This is a genomic window from Brevibacillus borstelensis (genome assembly GCF_003710865.1).
In the GTDB taxonomy this organism is placed as follows: Bacteria; Bacillota; Bacilli; order Brevibacillales; family Brevibacillaceae; genus Brevibacillus; species Brevibacillus borstelensis.
The window spans coordinates 45,156-59,264 of record NZ_RHHO01000023.1 but is presented as its reverse complement, the minus strand read 5'-3'; the positions used below and the strand labels follow the sequence as shown (position 1 = coordinate 59,264).

15 protein-coding genes and 1 riboswitch are annotated in these 14,109 nt (G+C 53.6%); of the genes, 5 read left to right on the top strand and 10 right to left on the bottom strand.

Annotated features, from left to right (window positions below; translation table 11 throughout):
* Window positions 1-40: 40 nt before the first annotated feature.
* Window positions 41-937, top strand: a complete 897-nt coding sequence (locus tag EDM54_RS11975) for a LysR family transcriptional regulator (protein WP_172920477.1) — start codon at window positions 41-43, stop codon at window positions 935-937.
* A gap of 163 nt (window positions 938-1,100) precedes the next feature.
* On the opposite strand, the gene EDM54_RS11970 is transcribed toward EDM54_RS11975, so the two are convergent.
* The 3 genes from EDM54_RS11970 to EDM54_RS11960 form a co-directional block, all read right to left on the bottom strand.
* Entirely contained in the window at window positions 1,101-1,349 is a 249-nt protein-coding gene (locus tag EDM54_RS11970; RefSeq protein ID WP_003386385.1) for a thioredoxin family protein, read from the bottom strand.
* Window positions 1,350-1,497: 148 nt separating this feature from the next.
* Complete coding sequence (pdxK, locus tag EDM54_RS11965) at window positions 1,498-2,310, bottom strand: pyridoxine/pyridoxal/pyridoxamine kinase (protein ID WP_122958237.1); 813 nt, start codon at window positions 2,308-2,310, stop codon at window positions 1,498-1,500.
* An 88-nt stretch (window positions 2,311-2,398) separates the two neighbouring features.
* Entirely contained in the window at window positions 2,399-3,622 is a 1,224-nt protein-coding gene (locus EDM54_RS11960) for a SufS family cysteine desulfurase (protein ID WP_122958236.1), read from the bottom strand.
* Window positions 3,623-3,861: 239 nt separating this feature from the next.
* Here EDM54_RS11960 and EDM54_RS11955 point away from each other — a divergent pair, with 239 nt between their 5' ends.
* The 3 genes from EDM54_RS11955 to EDM54_RS11945 all read left to right on the top strand — a co-directional run bounded on the left by EDM54_RS11955 (window position 3,862) and on the right by EDM54_RS11945 (window position 6,707).
* Entirely contained in the window at window positions 3,862-4,449 is a 588-nt protein-coding gene (locus EDM54_RS11955) for a hypothetical protein (protein WP_122958235.1), read from the top strand.
* A gap of 1 nt (window position 4,450) precedes the next feature.
* Window positions 4,451-4,562: riboswitch (TPP riboswitch) on the top strand.
* Between the two features lie 154 nt (window positions 4,563-4,716).
* Window positions 4,717-6,513, top strand: a complete 1,797-nt coding sequence (thiC, locus tag EDM54_RS11950; RefSeq protein ID WP_122958234.1) for a phosphomethylpyrimidine synthase ThiC — start codon at window positions 4,717-4,719, stop codon at window positions 6,511-6,513.
* Complete coding sequence (locus tag EDM54_RS11945) at window positions 6,510-6,707, top strand: hypothetical protein (protein ID WP_122958233.1); 198 nt, start codon at window positions 6,510-6,512, stop codon at window positions 6,705-6,707. Before thiC ends, EDM54_RS11945 begins: the two co-directional genes overlap by 4 nt.
* Window positions 6,708-6,761: 54 nt before the next feature.
* On the opposite strand, the gene EDM54_RS11940 is transcribed toward EDM54_RS11945, so the two are convergent.
* The gene (locus EDM54_RS11940) at window positions 6,762-7,214 is read right to left on the bottom strand and encodes an SRPBCC domain-containing protein (RefSeq protein ID WP_122958232.1); all 453 of its coding nucleotides are present in this window, start codon (window positions 7,212-7,214) and stop codon (window positions 6,762-6,764) included.
* A gap of 195 nt (window positions 7,215-7,409) precedes the next feature.
* Here EDM54_RS11940 and EDM54_RS11935 point away from each other — a divergent pair, with 195 nt between their 5' ends.
* Entirely contained in the window at window positions 7,410-7,745 is a 336-nt protein-coding gene (locus EDM54_RS11935) for an antibiotic biosynthesis monooxygenase family protein (RefSeq protein ID WP_003386395.1), read from the top strand.
* 434 nt (window positions 7,746-8,179) lie between these two features.
* On the opposite strand, the gene EDM54_RS11925 is transcribed toward EDM54_RS11935, so the two are convergent.
* The 6 genes from EDM54_RS11925 to rbsK all read right to left on the bottom strand — a co-directional run bounded on the left by EDM54_RS11925 (window position 8,180) and on the right by rbsK (window position 14,008).
* Window positions 8,180-8,914, bottom strand: coding sequence for a GntR family transcriptional regulator (locus tag EDM54_RS11925; protein WP_003386397.1), 735 nt, complete (start codon window positions 8,912-8,914; stop codon window positions 8,180-8,182).
* A 93-nt stretch (window positions 8,915-9,007) separates the two neighbouring features.
* Window positions 9,008-9,463 (bottom strand): D-ribose pyranase, encoded by a 456-nt coding sequence (rbsD, locus tag EDM54_RS11920; protein WP_024985617.1) that lies wholly within the window; start codon window positions 9,461-9,463, stop codon window positions 9,008-9,010.
* 23 nt (window positions 9,464-9,486) lie between these two features.
* Window positions 9,487-10,473 (bottom strand): substrate-binding domain-containing protein, encoded by a 987-nt coding sequence (locus tag EDM54_RS11915; RefSeq protein WP_031932773.1) that lies wholly within the window; start codon window positions 10,471-10,473, stop codon window positions 9,487-9,489.
* A gap of 40 nt (window positions 10,474-10,513) precedes the next feature.
* On the bottom strand, window positions 10,514-11,488 hold the full coding sequence (locus EDM54_RS11910; protein WP_051567470.1) for an ABC transporter permease: 975 nt from the start codon (window positions 11,486-11,488) through the stop codon (window positions 10,514-10,516).
* A 2-nt stretch (window positions 11,489-11,490) separates the two neighbouring features.
* Window positions 11,491-13,005 carry a sugar ABC transporter ATP-binding protein gene (locus EDM54_RS11905; RefSeq protein ID WP_122958231.1) on the bottom strand — a complete coding sequence of 505 codons (1,515 nt, stop codon included), beginning with the start codon at window positions 13,003-13,005 and terminating at the stop codon, window positions 11,491-11,493.
* Window positions 13,006-13,066: 61 nt separating this feature from the next.
* On the bottom strand, window positions 13,067-14,008 hold the full coding sequence (rbsK, locus tag EDM54_RS11900; RefSeq protein ID WP_024985620.1) for a ribokinase: 942 nt from the start codon (window positions 14,006-14,008) through the stop codon (window positions 13,067-13,069).
* Window positions 14,009-14,109 lie beyond the last annotated feature (101 nt).

The window sequence follows — 14,109 nt, the reverse complement described above, 5'->3', positions numbered from 1 at the left end:
TACTATTATTTTCATTGGATTTACCTATGAATAGAAAGCGGTGATAACGATGGAATTAAAGCAATTGGAGTATTTTTTGGCCGTGGCACAGGAACTGCATTTCACCAAAGCATCAGAAAAGGTCGGGATTTCTCAGCCCTCTTTAAGCCAGCAAATCCGCGCTCTGGAAGCGGAGATCGGCGTCCCGCTGTTTGACCGGATCGGCAAGAAAACCGCCTTGACGGAAGCGGGCCGCATCCTGCGCGGACATGCTCAGCGCGTCTTCCATGAACTGTCCCAGGCGCGGGCCGCCATCTCGGAACTGCAGGGCTTGCAGCGCGGCAAGCTGACCATCGGCGCACTCCTGACGGTCGTCAATTACCTGCTGCCGCCAGCCATCCTCGCGTTTCATCGGCAGTATCCCCATATCGAGCTGTCCGTACTTGGACTGCGCACGGGAGACATCCGCTCCGCTCTGCTGGACAACCAGCTAGATATGGGCATTGTCTTTTTGCCCGTCGAGGACGAGGAGTTCGAGACGCTGCCGCTGGTGCAGGAGGAGCTGTGCCTCGTGGTTCCGTCCGGCCATGCACTGGCAGAGAAACGTTCCGCTCCGCTCGAGGTGTTAAAAGAGACGCCTTCTGTCCTTCTTCCGCAAAATTACTATCTCAGACAGCTCATTGATCAGCATTGCGAAACTGCCGGCTTTTCCGTCAAGCCTTCCTTTGAGATGACTACGATGGAATCGATCGTCAATATGGTCGCAAGCGGGATCGGCGTCACTGTCCTGCCCAAACCATACGTCGACTTTATCCAGAATGGAAAAATTGCCGCCGTCCCGTTCGCCAGTCCGATCACCCGCCAGATCGGCATCATTTACCGGGCGGACAAATATATGTGCGCCGCCACGCGGGTTTTCCTCGAAAACCTGATCGGGACTGCCAAAAGGATGGAGTAACCGCAATCGCCCCACCCTTAAACGATAGACAGGTTTGCAGCGGCTTTACACTTTCATAAAAAAAGAGGCGTAATGCGCGAGCATACGCCTCCAAGAGGTTCTATCAACGAGGTGAGTAAAGAGCCATGAACAAATGGGTGCTGCTGCCTACGATATCGCCTTCTTACTTGCCAACAGCCTTTCGGACATCCGCCATGCTCGCCCCGAAGTTGATATGGTACACCGTACCGTTCAATACGAGTGCAGGCACAGATTTCACTCCCAGTTTTTCCGCCTCGTCCAGCTTGTCCGGATGCTGGGCGAAATGAATGGTTTCCACATCGGTTTTGGTACGGTCGAGATACGGCAAAATGGCCTGTTCCGCATCGACGCATACACTGCATCCAGCATGATAAAACACAGCTTTCGCCATCCTTTTCTCTCCTCCTCTCCTGATGTAATACAAGGGCCCTTAGCTATAAGGTAGCGATTTTGGCAGGCAGCATCAATTCCAAATCCGATATGATAAGGATTGGTTTAGCGAATGAACACATGGAAAGCAGAGACGGTGCCCCGCTTGGTCAGTTGCCGCCTTTTGATTGCCGATAGGCGCTGTGATTGGTCGGTCCGACAAACGAGCGCAAGGAAAACGAGTGACGGATGCCCTCGGTAATAAACGCTTTTGCGGTCGCAACTGCCTCTGGCACTGACCTTCCCTTTGCCAATTCCGCGGTGATTGCGGCAGAGTAGGAGCAGCCCGCCCCGTGCGTATTTGTCGTGCGGATCTTTTCCACTTCGAAAATGTCAAAGCTGCTGCCGTCATACAATAGGTCAATCGCTTTGTCTCCCGGCAGCCGCCCTCCCCCTTTTACCAGCACATAAGACGGACCGAGCCGGTGAATGCGTCTGGCCGCTTCCTTCATCTCTTCCACAGATTGCAGCGGTGCCATGCCGCTCAGCTTGGCCGCCTCGATCAGATTGGGCGTCACGACGGTCGCCAGCGGAACCAGCACTTCGCGGAGGCACTCATTTACTTCCGGGTGCAGTTCTTCATCGACGCCTTTGCAAATCATGACGGGATCGATAACGATCGTTTGAATGCCGCTCGCGGCGATTGCTTGGGCCACAAGCTCGATGACCCGGATAGAGCCTAGCATGCCTGTCTTGCAAGCATCCGCTCCGATCACCTCCAGTGCCGTTCGTAGCTGCGCTGCTACCGTGTCCGGTTCAACCGGAAAAACATGATGGCCCCAGCTTTCATCTTGCGCGACAATCGTCGTCAAGGCCGACATCCCGTAAACCCCCAGCTCCTGAAAGGTTTTGAGATCGGCCTGAATACCCGCTCCTCCGCTGGAATCCGATCCGGCTATGGTCACTGTTTTATACACTTGCATGTCTGCCCTTCCTCCTTCATGGTGCTTTTTTAAGCATCGTGCTTGCCTCTCCAAATCCGTGACACTGAATCTTTTTAGGCACTCCGTCTTATTTATTTCGGCGAAACAAGTCCTGCGCCTTCTTTAATCCCAGGATCAGCGCATCTACGTCTTCTTCGGTGTTGTAGAGATAGAGGCTGGCCCGTGCCGTCGCCGCTTGTCCAAACCATTTCGCCAGCGGCTGCGCGCAGTGGTAACCGGCACGGATGGCGATCCCTTCTGCATCGAGCACGGTAGCCAGATCATGGGGATGGATCTCCCCCAGTTGAAACGTCAGGATGGACGTCCGATGCCGCAGCGGCCCCAGCACTTTGCATTCTTTGAGCTCCTGCAACCGCTCCAGTGCGTAGCCAACCAGCCTGCGGTCATGCCGTTCGATCTTCTCCATGCCGATTTGAGCGAGGAAATCAATCGCAGCCCCCAGCCCAATCGCTCCCGCAATCAAAGGGGTTCCCGCTTCCAGCCGGTACGGAAGCTCTTTCCACGACGCCCATTCGGCATCGACCGACTCAACCATCTCTCCTCCATACTCAACAGGTACCAATTGCTCCAGCAATGGACGCTTCCCGTACAAAACTCCAATTCCTGTAGGACCGCACATTTTGTGACCGGAGAAAACGTAAAAGTCGCAGTCCATCTGCCCCACATCGACTGGTGAATGAGGCGCTCCCTGCGCACCGTCGACAACCAAAACTCCTCCGTGTGCATGGACGATGCCGGCGATCTCTCTGAGCGGTACTACATCTCCCAAGACGTTGGATATATGGTGGAGTGCTGCGATTTTAGTCCGTGGGGTCACCACTGAACGGACAGCTTCCGGCGTTATCGTCCCATCTTCCTGCAAGGGAATGAATTTCAGTGTTGCCCCGGCCGCTTTTGCCGCCTGCTGCCAAGGGATCAGGTTGCTGTGATGCTCGGCCAATGAAATGACGATCTCGTCGCCTTCGCAAAGGACCAAACGGCCGTATCCGCTGGCGATCAGATTCAAGGCGCTCGTCGTCCCCCGGGTAAAAACAATCTCGGCCGCTTCGCTTGCGCGGATGAAAGCACGGACCTTTTCTCTCGCCGCCTCGTACATGTCTGTCGCCTTTGCCCCCAGGTAGTGGACTCCCCTGTGAACGTTGGCGTTTGCCATCCGATAAAATGCTTCCAGCGCCTCAATCACCTGAACCGGTTTTTGGGCAGTGGCTGCGTTGTCCAAATATACAAGCCGCTTCCCGTAGATCGGGACATTCATAATCGGGAAGCATTTCTTCACTTCATGCGGATTCATATCGCTCTCAACTTCCTTTCCGGGATTTACCCGTAAGGATAGCCGCGGCAAACCAATAGTTCAATTCAATTATTTATATTAAAATCATTTGATTATCCTATAGATGGTTGGATTTGTCTTGAAACGTTTCCCTCTTCTTTTTCGTTTACTATATTGAGAGGGTTCGTACTTTGGGAAGCATGTCGCTGCGGCATCACATCAAAAACGGGGGTTAACTCCGGGGTTAGGGAGGCAGTATCATGGCAGTGAATTCCAGAACTCACGTGCTCCGTTTCGTCATCCTTTGTCTATCTGCACTCGTCTGCGGGTGTTCACAGCAACAAGCGCCCCACCCGGGAGCGGCGCTGGAATCGCTTTTTCATTCAGGAAAAGGGAAAGCCCTATGGGTACATCACTACCGGGAAGACTCCATCAAAGCGCAACCGGAGCTTCTCTCCCTGTACTCGGATAAAACCGAGCAGATTGCCGTCGTTGATTGGATCTCCGGCAGCGAAAAAGTGGAGCAATTAACGGGAACGGCTGATTCGCTGTTCATTTTGCAGTTTGAATATGAAACGGCCAACAAGGTTTCAGACTACGCGTATATGATGTACGTGGAAACGCGGGAAGGAGAGCATTATCTCAAGCCGTTTACGATGGGGCCGAAGTTTCATCTCGACTCTTATAAGCAAGAGGATGGAGACGCGATTCTCTCCTCGGTGGGAATGGACCAATGGTACAAGCTGGACAAAGCTTTGCACGATGTCTTTCCTCCTGCTGCGACAAAACCTCTTGAACAATTGGGAAAAAGTAGTTATGCTATGGTGGAAACAACAAACTATTTCTAAACAATGATGCACGGGAGCTTGGGGATGACCAGGCTGAGAGGACGGCTACTCTGTCGTCGACCGTTGAACCTGAACTGGGTAATGCCAGCGGAGGAATGTTTATATAGACCGGAGAGGACTGCGTATGCTTGCGTCCCTTTCCTGTCTGCTCTCGCGTCTGGCGTCGCAAGTTTTTTTGCGGCGTTTTGTTTTTGTCATGCAGACGCGTCTTCTTCCGCCTCCATCAGGGTTCATGCCGCGTGCAACCATGACAAGGAGGTTTTTTTCATGTCCATTCCACACGCATCTTCCCTCAACCTGACGGCTGTACAGCCTTTCCCTGGCAGCCGCAAAGTGTACCAGGTCGGCAGCAGGCCTGATCTTCGCGTCCCGATGCGGGAAATCCAGCTTTCGCCATCCCAGGGCATGTACGGAGAAATTCCCAACCCACCCATTCGCGTCTATGACACCAGCGGCGAGTATACGGCGACCGACTACATTGCCGACATTCAAAAAGGACTGCCTTCCCTGCGGCAGCCCTGGATTGCGGAAAGAAACGATACGGAATCCTACGCGGGACGCCCGGTGCAGCCTGTCGATAACGGCTTCAAAAGCGCCGAGCAGCTTGAAGCAGTACCTGTTTTCCCCCGAAATGACCGCAAGCCGCTTCGGGCCAAAAAAGGCAGCGTCGTCACACAGCTCCACTACGCCCGCCGCGGCATCATCACGCCGGAAATGGAATTCGTCGCCATCCGCGAAGGAGTTTCGCCGGAATTCGTCAGAGCCGAGATCGCCAGCGGCCGCGCGATCCTGCCGGCCAACATCAACCATCCGGAATTGGAGCCGATGATTATCGGTCGTCATTTTCACGTGAAGGTAAACGCAAACATCGGCACATCCGCGGTCACCTCCTCCATCGGTGAAGAAGTGGAAAAAATGATGTGGGCCACCCGCTGGGGAGCCGACACCATCATGGACCTTTCCACCGGAAAACACATTCACACGACCCGGGAGTGGATTATCCGCAACAGTCCCGTGCCGATCGGTACTGTCCCGATTTATCAGGCACTGGAAAAAGTAAATGGCAAAGCCGAGGAGCTGACTTGGGAGATCTACCGGGATACGTTGATCGAACAGGCCGAGCAGGGAGTGGATTACTTTACGATCCACGCAGGGGTGCTGCTCCGCTATATCCCGCTGACCGCCAATCGCGTCACCGGAATCGTCTCCCGCGGCGGCTCCATCATGGCGGCCTGGTGCCTGGCCCACCATCAGGAAAACTTCCTGTACACGCATTTTGAAGAGATTTGCGAAATCCTGAAGGCATACGACATTTCCGTCTCGCTCGGTGACGGACTGAGGCCGGGGTCCATCGACGATGCGAACGACGAAGCCCAGTTCGCCGAATTGGAGACGCTTGGGGAATTGACCAAGATCGCCTGGAAGCATGATGTGCAGGTGATGATCGAAGGTCCCGGGCATGTGCCGATGCACCAGATCAAAGAGAATATGGATAAGCAGCTTGAGCTTTGCCACGAAGCGCCATTCTACACGCTGGGCCCGCTCACGACCGATATCGCTCCCGGCTACGATCACATCACGTCCGCTATCGGCGCCGCGATGATCGGCTGGTTTGGCACCGCGATGCTCTGCTACGTCACCCCGAAGGAACATCTCGGCCTGCCAAACAAGGAGGACGTGCGCAACGGCCTGATCGCCTACAAAATCGCCGCCCATGCCGCTGATCTGGCAAAAGGACATCCGCGAGCCAAGCTTCGGGACGACGCGCTTTCCAAGGCGCGGTTTGAATTCCGCTGGAACGATCAGTTCAACCTCTCGCTTGACCCTGAGCGGGCACGCGAGTATCACGACGAGACTCTCCCTGCCGAAGGGGCAAAATCTGCCCATTTTTGCTCAATGTGCGGCCCCAAATTTTGCAGCATGAAAATCACCCAGGATATTCGCGCCTACGCCCGAGACAACCAGCTTTCGGTCCATGCGGCTATCGACGAGGGGCTGCAGGAAAAAGCCAGGGAATTCCGCGAGCAGGGAGGACAACTGTACAAAGGGACGGACAGGAAATGAAGCGGGATGCCGATATAGGAAAACTGCGTGATCCCGGCCAGCTGCGTGCTGAAATCAAGCGGTTGGAGTCGGCTTTAGCCGCACTCCGCGCGCAGCTTGGGACTGCCCAAAAAGCATGTGATCACGATTTTCTGGAGACCCCGCTTTCCCGCATGTGCCGAAAATGCCAGTGGACGGAAAGTCTTTATTATTAAAGGAGCGACTGCGGCGCTGGGTTACAGCACTGTTTCCGATGGCGAAACCGACTTTTAAAATGCCAGCGGCCTTCTTGTTTCGATCAGTGTCTTCGTGCTGCTGAGGATCATCCACCATGCCTTCGCGCTGTTATCGTATGACGGATCATTCTCATGCCAACGGTCATGGGTCAGGGTCAGCTTTGTGGACGCGCCGGCCGGTTCGAGCCGATAAGTGATGCGCGATTCGTACCGTTCCTGGCCGGGGTGGTAGGAATCGCCGACAAAGTGGGTAAAGCTGAGCGTCTTGGCCTGCTCGCACTGCAAAATGACGCCGTAGACGTGGATGGTTTTATCTCCGTCTGCGCCCGGGCCGATATAGCGGATCGGGTCTCCTTCACGGAACGTTGACTCGATCACACAGCCCCCGTAAATGGCTTTTACCCCATCTGGCGAGACGAGCGTGTCCCACACCTGCTCTGGGGTTGCCAATACGTAAAATTCGTAGTGCAAGTCGGTTGGTTTCATCTTTGAAAGTCCCCCTCGTATCGTTAGTGTTTTGTATGGCAAAAAGGTTTCCGCCCCATAGAGATCTGATACCCGGAGCTTTTTCGAGTATATCCACTCATCCCTGACAATCGCTGTCAGTGGAGAAATAGGTTACAGAAAAAAAGGCGGGTGCTATACTTGTTAACAGATACCAGTTGAGGGAGTGGGGGTAAAATGGGGCCATTTGCAAAGACGCCGAAGCCGCCTTACTATGCTGTGATCTTCACCAGTCAACGGACACAAACGGATAATACGGGGTACGAAGAGATGGCCGCAATGATGGAGAAGCTGGTATTTGCCCAGCCGGGCTTTCTCGGCGTGGAAAGCACGCGCGATGCGGACGGATTCGGAGTGACGATCTCGTACTGGCAGTCGCTGGAGGATATTCGCAACTGGAAGCAGAACGAGGACCATCTGGTGGCGCAGGAAAAAGGGAAACAGGTATGGTATGAGCAGTACGTGACGAGGATTTGCAGAGTAGAAAGAGAGTATTCGTTGAATGAGCTGTAAGATGAAGATTCGGACGCGGAGCCATTTTCCGCGTTTTTTTGTTTGCAGTCGTTCAGGCTTTTGGCAGTGGAGATGAAAATAGAAGAAAGCAATCAGGTACGGTGGGACACCTCTCGGATGTAGACTGGCCGGCTTCGCCCCAAAAGCGGAACCTCGTCCAAAAGCAGAACCGCATCCAAAAGCAGCGGACTAAAGGATGCTTAATCAAAGGTTGGCCGCATAAAAAACTGGAGGCTTTTGACGTCAGCCTCCAGCTTCTCTTTGCAAACATATGTCTTGCTTTCTTTTGAAGCGTTTTTTGCTTTTTGCTCTTTTTGCTCGTCAGCATGGTGTCCTGCAACGAATCGACGACGGCTTTGCTTTGTGTCGGTCGAATTGGCTGACATTCGTGATGAGAGCATTTTCTCGCTTCCTCTGAAGCAAGCCGTTCATACTTACTGCGTTCTTTTCAGAATGGAGGTCAGCTTGATCTGATCGTTTCGCAGCCATACTTTGGAATACTCGATCGGTACATTGTCCTCGGTGTAAATGGTCTGCTCCAGGAACGTAATCGGCGTTCCTTTGTCGATCTGCAGCATTTCCGCGATCTTCTCGTCAGCGCCTTTTCCCAAAAATGAGCGTTTTCCCCAGGAGATTCTCAGTTTGTAGCGATCTTCGATTATGGAAAACAACGTCTTCTCCTCAAAGTTGTTCTGCTCGAAGCCGGGGAAGAGTTGTTTCGGCAAAAAGTTCTCCAAAAAGACAACCGGCGTGTCTTCGATAAAACGCAGCCGCTTTAGATGATAAACCTGTCCGGATGGGTCCAACTCCAAAAACCGGCTTACGGTTTGATCGGCTGGGGAGGTCTCCAGTCCGAGCAGCCTGGTCGTAAAGTCTTTGTGACTTTCGATCATGGTTTCGGCGATGGAAATCAGTCTCTCCGCCAACGGATACTCCATTTGCTCGCCTACGACAAAGGTTCCCTTCCCGTGTATCTGGACGAGAATGCCTTCTGTGATTAACTGCTTGATCGCTTGTTTGATGGTACCCCGGCTGATTCCCAATGTGGCTGCGAGATCCGATTCCGACGGCAGCTTCTCCTTTGCCTTCCACTCGCCGCTGGCAATTTTTCCCCGAATCCAATTTTTCGCTTGAATATAAATCGGTTCCGGACCTGTTTTTTCGATCACTGGGTTCACCCTTTATCCAACTTATTCTCATTTACTATACTTTTATCCCGCTGTTTTTTCAAGACAACCCCCAGCTTGCCAGGTTTGCACACCTTACATTTTGTCTTTGTAATAATCGGGAACAACGATGCCGGGCTTGTCAAACCACTGCGGAACGCTCACCCCGGATTGCAGGATGACGTTGCCCCATGGATCGAATGCACCTGTACGGACGATCACCTTCGCTTTATAAGCCATCTCGCTCAATATTTTTTGATGCTCCATCGTGCCGATTTCTACGCCGGGGAACATCGCCTTGAGCTTGTTGTACAGAGGCGCATTGTTCGTTTCGACCTCCTCGGCGACGTAGATGTTTTCTGCGATGAAATCTCCGGCGATCAGGGAGAGAACCGTTTCCAGATCGGGCACATCCTTTTTCAGCGCCAAATCAATGCGCTTTACGCCATTTGGGATCGGAAAACCGGCATCGCAGACGATCATATAATCAGTGTGACCCATCGAGGCAATCGCTTCATTCAGCTCACGGTTCAGGATTGTACCTTTTTTCATTGTTCTTCGCTCCTCGTTTCCAATTAGTTTTGAGATTCCTTGATCGCTTCTTCTACGTTATCCTTGCTTACGAAAATAGAGGGGAGCTCCAGTTTCTTTTCCACGGATTCGCCGCCGGCTACTTTCTTGGCGATCTGGACTGCCTTTTGTCCGTACTGGTTCGGATAAATGGCCATTGTCCCGGCAATGTCGCCGTCTTTTATCGCCTGAAGAGCATCGGCTGTACCGTCATTGGATACGACGATGATGCCTGTGCGGTTTGCCGCTTTGATCGCCTGCACCGCACCGAGCGCCATTTCGTCGTTTGCCGCATAGACGCCGTTTATCTCCGGATTGGCCTGAAGGATGTTTTCCATGACCGTCATGGCTTTGGCCCGATCAAAGTCGGCCGACTGCGATGCGACAATCTTGATGTCCGGCGATGTCGCTACACCCTCCTGGAAGCCTTTGCTGCGATCCTGTGCCACGTTTGTGCCCATGATGCCTTGCAGCTCCACGACATTTCCCTTGCCGCCCAGCTGCTTGCTCATGAATTCGCCTGCGACGATGCCATGCCTGACCTCGTCATAGCCCAGATGCGTGACGACTTCGGCGCCTTCCAGCTCGCGTCCCGTGGTGATCACCTTGATCCCGGCTTTATTCGCTGCTTCCGCGGCTGGTATGGTCCCTTTGCTGTCCACCGGATCGAGGATGAGGACGTCGATCTTTTGCTGGATCAAATCCTCTACGCCTTGCAGCTGTGTGGCCAGGTCGTCGTTTGCATTGACCACCACGAGCTCTACGCCCAGCTTTTCCGCTTCTTTTTCCGCTCCATTTTTTACGGCGACAAAAAACGGGTTGTTCAAAGTGTTGATCGCATAGCCGATTTTGATCTTGCCCTCGCCCGCACTGCCGCCTTGCGCGGAGCCGCCCGATCCCGTGGCCGGAGCTCCAGTTGTACCGGACGAACCACACGCCGAAACTGTCAGCATCAGCGTCGCTGCTACCAATGAAAACATCCATTTTTTCATGAAAATTCCCCTCCTCAATTTATTGGCCATTTTCTGTGAGCTATTGTTTTTCTTTGTTGATCATCCGGTCGATGATGACTGCCAACAGGACGATCAACCCCTTTGCCACATTTTGGTAAAACGGAGAGACGTTGATCAGGTTCATTCCGCTCGTCAGTATCCCGAGCAGCAGGACCCCGATCAGTGTCCCGACCACGCTTCCTTTGCCGCCGAACAGACTCGTTCCGCCCAGGATGACCGCGGCGATGGCGTCCAGCTCATACCCCGTTCCCGCGACAGGTGTCGCCGATGACAAACGCGCTGTCAGGATGACGGAGGCCAGACCTGCCAGCAATCCCGATGTTCCGTACACAATCGTTTTGTGCAGGTTTACCCGCACCCCCGCGAGCAAGGAAGCTTTTTCATTGCCGCCGATGGCGTAAATATACTGGCCGTGAACCGTTCGCTTTAGGACGAAGTAAAGAATGGCGTAGACCAGCAAAAGAACGACGACAGGAAACGGGATCGGACCTACATAGCCTTGCCCGATGAATTTGTAGACCGGGTTTGTCACCAAAATCGGATTTCCGCCCGTATAGATCAGGGTAAAACCGGACAGCATCGTCATCGAGGCCAATGTTACGATGAAGGGCGTCAGTTTCAGGCGGGAGATCAACAGACCGTTTGCCACCCCGAATACCATCCCCGTCAACAGCCCGGCGGCAATTCCCAGAAACGCATTTCCTGTGGCAAGCGTAACTCCCGCCGAAACCGCTCCCGACAGGCCGACGATGCTGCCTACGGACAAATCAATTCCCGACGTGATGATGACGAGCGTTTGACCGGCTGCCACAATGCCGATTACCGATACCTGTCTTAAAATGTTGATCAGGTTGGACGGCGTCAAAAAGTTTGGTGTCAGCATCGTGAAGATCGCTGCCACGAGAATCAGGATAAAAAACATGCCGTATTGCTGAATCAGACTGAGCCTGTTTACCGCCGGTTTGCTTGCAACCGGATTTGTGCTATTGATCATGTTCATCCCCCCACCCCCGTTGTTTGCCGGGCTCCAGACGCATATTCCATGAGGAGTTCGATGCTGGCATCGGCCTGATCTACCTCTGCGATGATTTCTCCCCGGAACATGATCAAGACCCGATCACACAGTCCAAGGATTTCATCCACATCACTCGACGCGATCACGATCGCTTTTTCCTCATGTGCCAGCCGGTCGAGCAAGTGGTAGATCTCCGACCTTGCCCCGATGTCGATTCCCCTCGTCGGTTCGCTCAAAAGAATAATGTCCGGGGAGGTAAGCAGCCATTTGCCGAGAATCACTTTCTGCTGGTTTCCCCCGCTCAAATGCTTGACCGGATGATGCAGGGCGTGCAGCTTGATGTTCAATTTCCCCACGTACTCTTTGGCGATCTCCTTGATTTTTCCGAGGTTGCGAAGCCCGTAGCCGGAGAATTGCTCCATGCTGGTCAGCGTCATGTTCTGATCCGATCCGAGCTCCAGCACCAGGCCCTCTTCTTTTCTGTTTTCGGTCACCAGCGCGATTCCGTGGCTCATCGCGGTACGCGGTGAATCGATTTGGACCGCCTGGCCTTTGCAAATTAGCTGTCCCCCATCTGCCCGGTCTGCGCCGAAAATAATCCGCATCAGCTCTGACTGTCCGGCTCCCAAGAGTCCGAATATCCCGACGATTTCTCCCTTTCGGAAGGTGGCGGAGACATTGCGCAGGACTCCGTTTTTCCGTATATGCTGCAGTTCGAGAACGACTTCGCCCGGGTTGTGCTTCGTGTTCGGATAGTAATGATCCATCTGTCTGCCTACCATGCATTCGATGATCCGCTCATTGCCGAACTCCGCGATCGGCCCCTCGGCTGTTTTTCTGCCGTCTTTGAGGATCGTGACCCAGTCGCAAATTTGCTGGATTTCATCGAGGCGATGCGAGATGTAGATAATCCCGATCCCTTTTGACTTGAGGGAGTGGATCACTTCAAAGAGCTGATTGGTCTCCGCTGCGGTCAAGGTCGCTGTCGGCTCATCCATGACCAGGACGCGGGAGTCCTCCGAGATCGCCTTCAAGATTTCGACCACCTGCTGCTGCCCGATCGAGAGGTCTTTGACTTTGCGGTGCGGATCAAGCTCAATCTGGTACTTGTCGAGCAGCTCTATCGTCTTCCTAGCGGCTTCGCTCCGAGACAGAAGAAATGATCCCGGTCCTTGTGCCGGCTCTTTGCCGAGGTACACATTTTCTGCAACCGTAAATTCCGGCACGAGACTCAGTTCCTGATGAATGACGCTGATCCCCTGGCGTTTGGCGTGACCTGGACTCAGGATGTGCACATCCTCGCCTTCGATCCGGATGGTTCCCGCATCCTTGGTGTACTCCCCGGCAATGATTTTCATCAACGTGGATTTTCCGGCTCCATTGGCCCCGAGAAGGGCGTGAACCTGTCCTTTTTGCAGGTGAAAATCTACCTGGTGCAAAATCTGGTTGCTTCCAAAGCTTTTTTCGATTTTCTGCAGACTCAGCAGTGCCGGCATCTGGCTCCCTCCTCTCGTCTTTCAATCCCGCTTCCATTTAAAGCGTTTTCAAAAATGGCATTTATTCAAACGTCTTGATGAAATCATTCAGTTGTTCCCTCGTGGGGAGCGCAGGTATGACGTCTTCCTTGGTCACACAGTAGGCGCCGACGCAGCAAGCAAACCGCACGGCTTCCGCAAGCGGCTTGCCTTCCGACAAGGCGACAGCCAATGCCCCTGTAAAGGAATCGCCTGCTCCGGTCGTATCTGCCACGGTTACCTTCGGAGCCGGAATCGATGCGACCTCATCTGCTGTCACAGCCATCGCGCCCTTCTCCCCTCGGGTGACAATGACCGCTTCCGGGCCTTTTTCCAAAAGCAGCCGGGCCAAACGCTCACACTCCACGTCCGTCAGGTCGGCAGCAGGATCGAGGCCGTGCAGGATCAGAAGCTCCGATTCATTCGGAGTGACGATGCTGGACAGCGCGAGCAAATCGTCCAAATCCGGCGTTGCCGGAGCCGGGTTGAGGATCACCGTTTTCCCCCACTTGCGGCCGAGCTCCATGCCTTTGCGGATCGTATCCAAGTGATTTTCCAGTTGGAATACGAGAATATCGGCGCGGCGGATGGACGCTTTCGTCTCCAATTCCTCGGGCAAAAGCAGGTGGTTTGCTCCCGGATCGACGACGATGCAATTTTCTCCATGCTGATTCAGGAAGACGAAGCCCACACCTGTCGGGGCAGCCTGTGAGAAGGAGACCTCATCCACATTGACCCCCGCTTCTCGCAGCATGGCGACGCCGGATTTCCCATACGGATCATCCCCGACACAGCCGATAAAAGAAACAGAGCCTCCCAATTTTGCTGCCGCAACGGATTGATTGGAGCCTTTCCCACCGTCGCAAACAGAGAATCCGCTGCCCAATATCGTTTCTCCCCAAACGGGCATTCGCGGCGTGCTGCAGATAAACCCGACATTGTAGCTGCCGATGACGACGATATGCTTTTGCCCTTGTGTCTCCATCTCTCTTCTCCTTTGGCATCAGAGTAAAGGTAATAAACGTATATTGACGTCTATAAACCATGATATACATATGTTGTCTGTTTTGTCAAAATAAATAATGA

Bases quoted from the DNA above. Each gene is read 5' to 3' on its own strand.
- EDM54_RS11945 (WP_122958233.1), top strand. From the start codon at position 6,510: ATGAAGCGGGATGCCGATATAGGAAAACTGCGTGATCCCGGCCAGCTG.
- pdxK (WP_122958237.1), bottom strand. From the start codon at position 2,310: ATGCAAGTGTATAAAACAGTGACCATAGCCGGATCGGATTCCAGCGGA.
- thiC (WP_122958234.1), top strand. From the start codon at position 4,717: ATGTCCATTCCACACGCATCTTCCCTCAACCTGACGGCTGTACAGCCT.
- EDM54_RS11960 (WP_122958236.1), bottom strand. From the start codon at position 3,622: ATGAATCCGCATGAAGTGAAGAAATGCTTCCCGATTATGAATGTCCCG.
- rbsK (WP_024985620.1), bottom strand. From the start codon at position 14,008: ATGGAGACACAAGGGCAAAAGCATATCGTCGTCATCGGCAGCTACAAT.
- rbsD (WP_024985617.1), bottom strand. From the start codon at position 9,463: ATGAAAAAAGGTACAATCCTGAACCGTGAGCTGAATGAAGCGATTGCC.
- EDM54_RS11970 (WP_003386385.1), bottom strand. From the start codon at position 1,349: ATGGCGAAAGCTGTGTTTTATCATGCTGGATGCAGTGTATGCGTCGAT.
- EDM54_RS11905 (WP_122958231.1), bottom strand. From the start codon at position 13,005: ATGCCGGCACTGCTGAGTCTGCAGAAAATCGAAAAAAGCTTTGGAAGC.
- EDM54_RS11935 (WP_003386395.1), top strand. From the start codon at position 7,410: ATGGGGCCATTTGCAAAGACGCCGAAGCCGCCTTACTATGCTGTGATC.
- EDM54_RS11955 (WP_122958235.1), top strand. From the start codon at position 3,862: ATGGCAGTGAATTCCAGAACTCACGTGCTCCGTTTCGTCATCCTTTGT.
- EDM54_RS11915 (WP_031932773.1), bottom strand. From the start codon at position 10,473: ATGAAAAAATGGATGTTTTCATTGGTAGCAGCGACGCTGATGCTGACA.
- EDM54_RS11940 (WP_122958232.1), bottom strand. From the start codon at position 7,214: ATGAAACCAACCGACTTGCACTACGAATTTTACGTATTGGCAACCCCA.
- EDM54_RS11910 (WP_051567470.1), bottom strand. From the start codon at position 11,488: ATGATCAATAGCACAAATCCGGTTGCAAGCAAACCGGCGGTAAACAGG.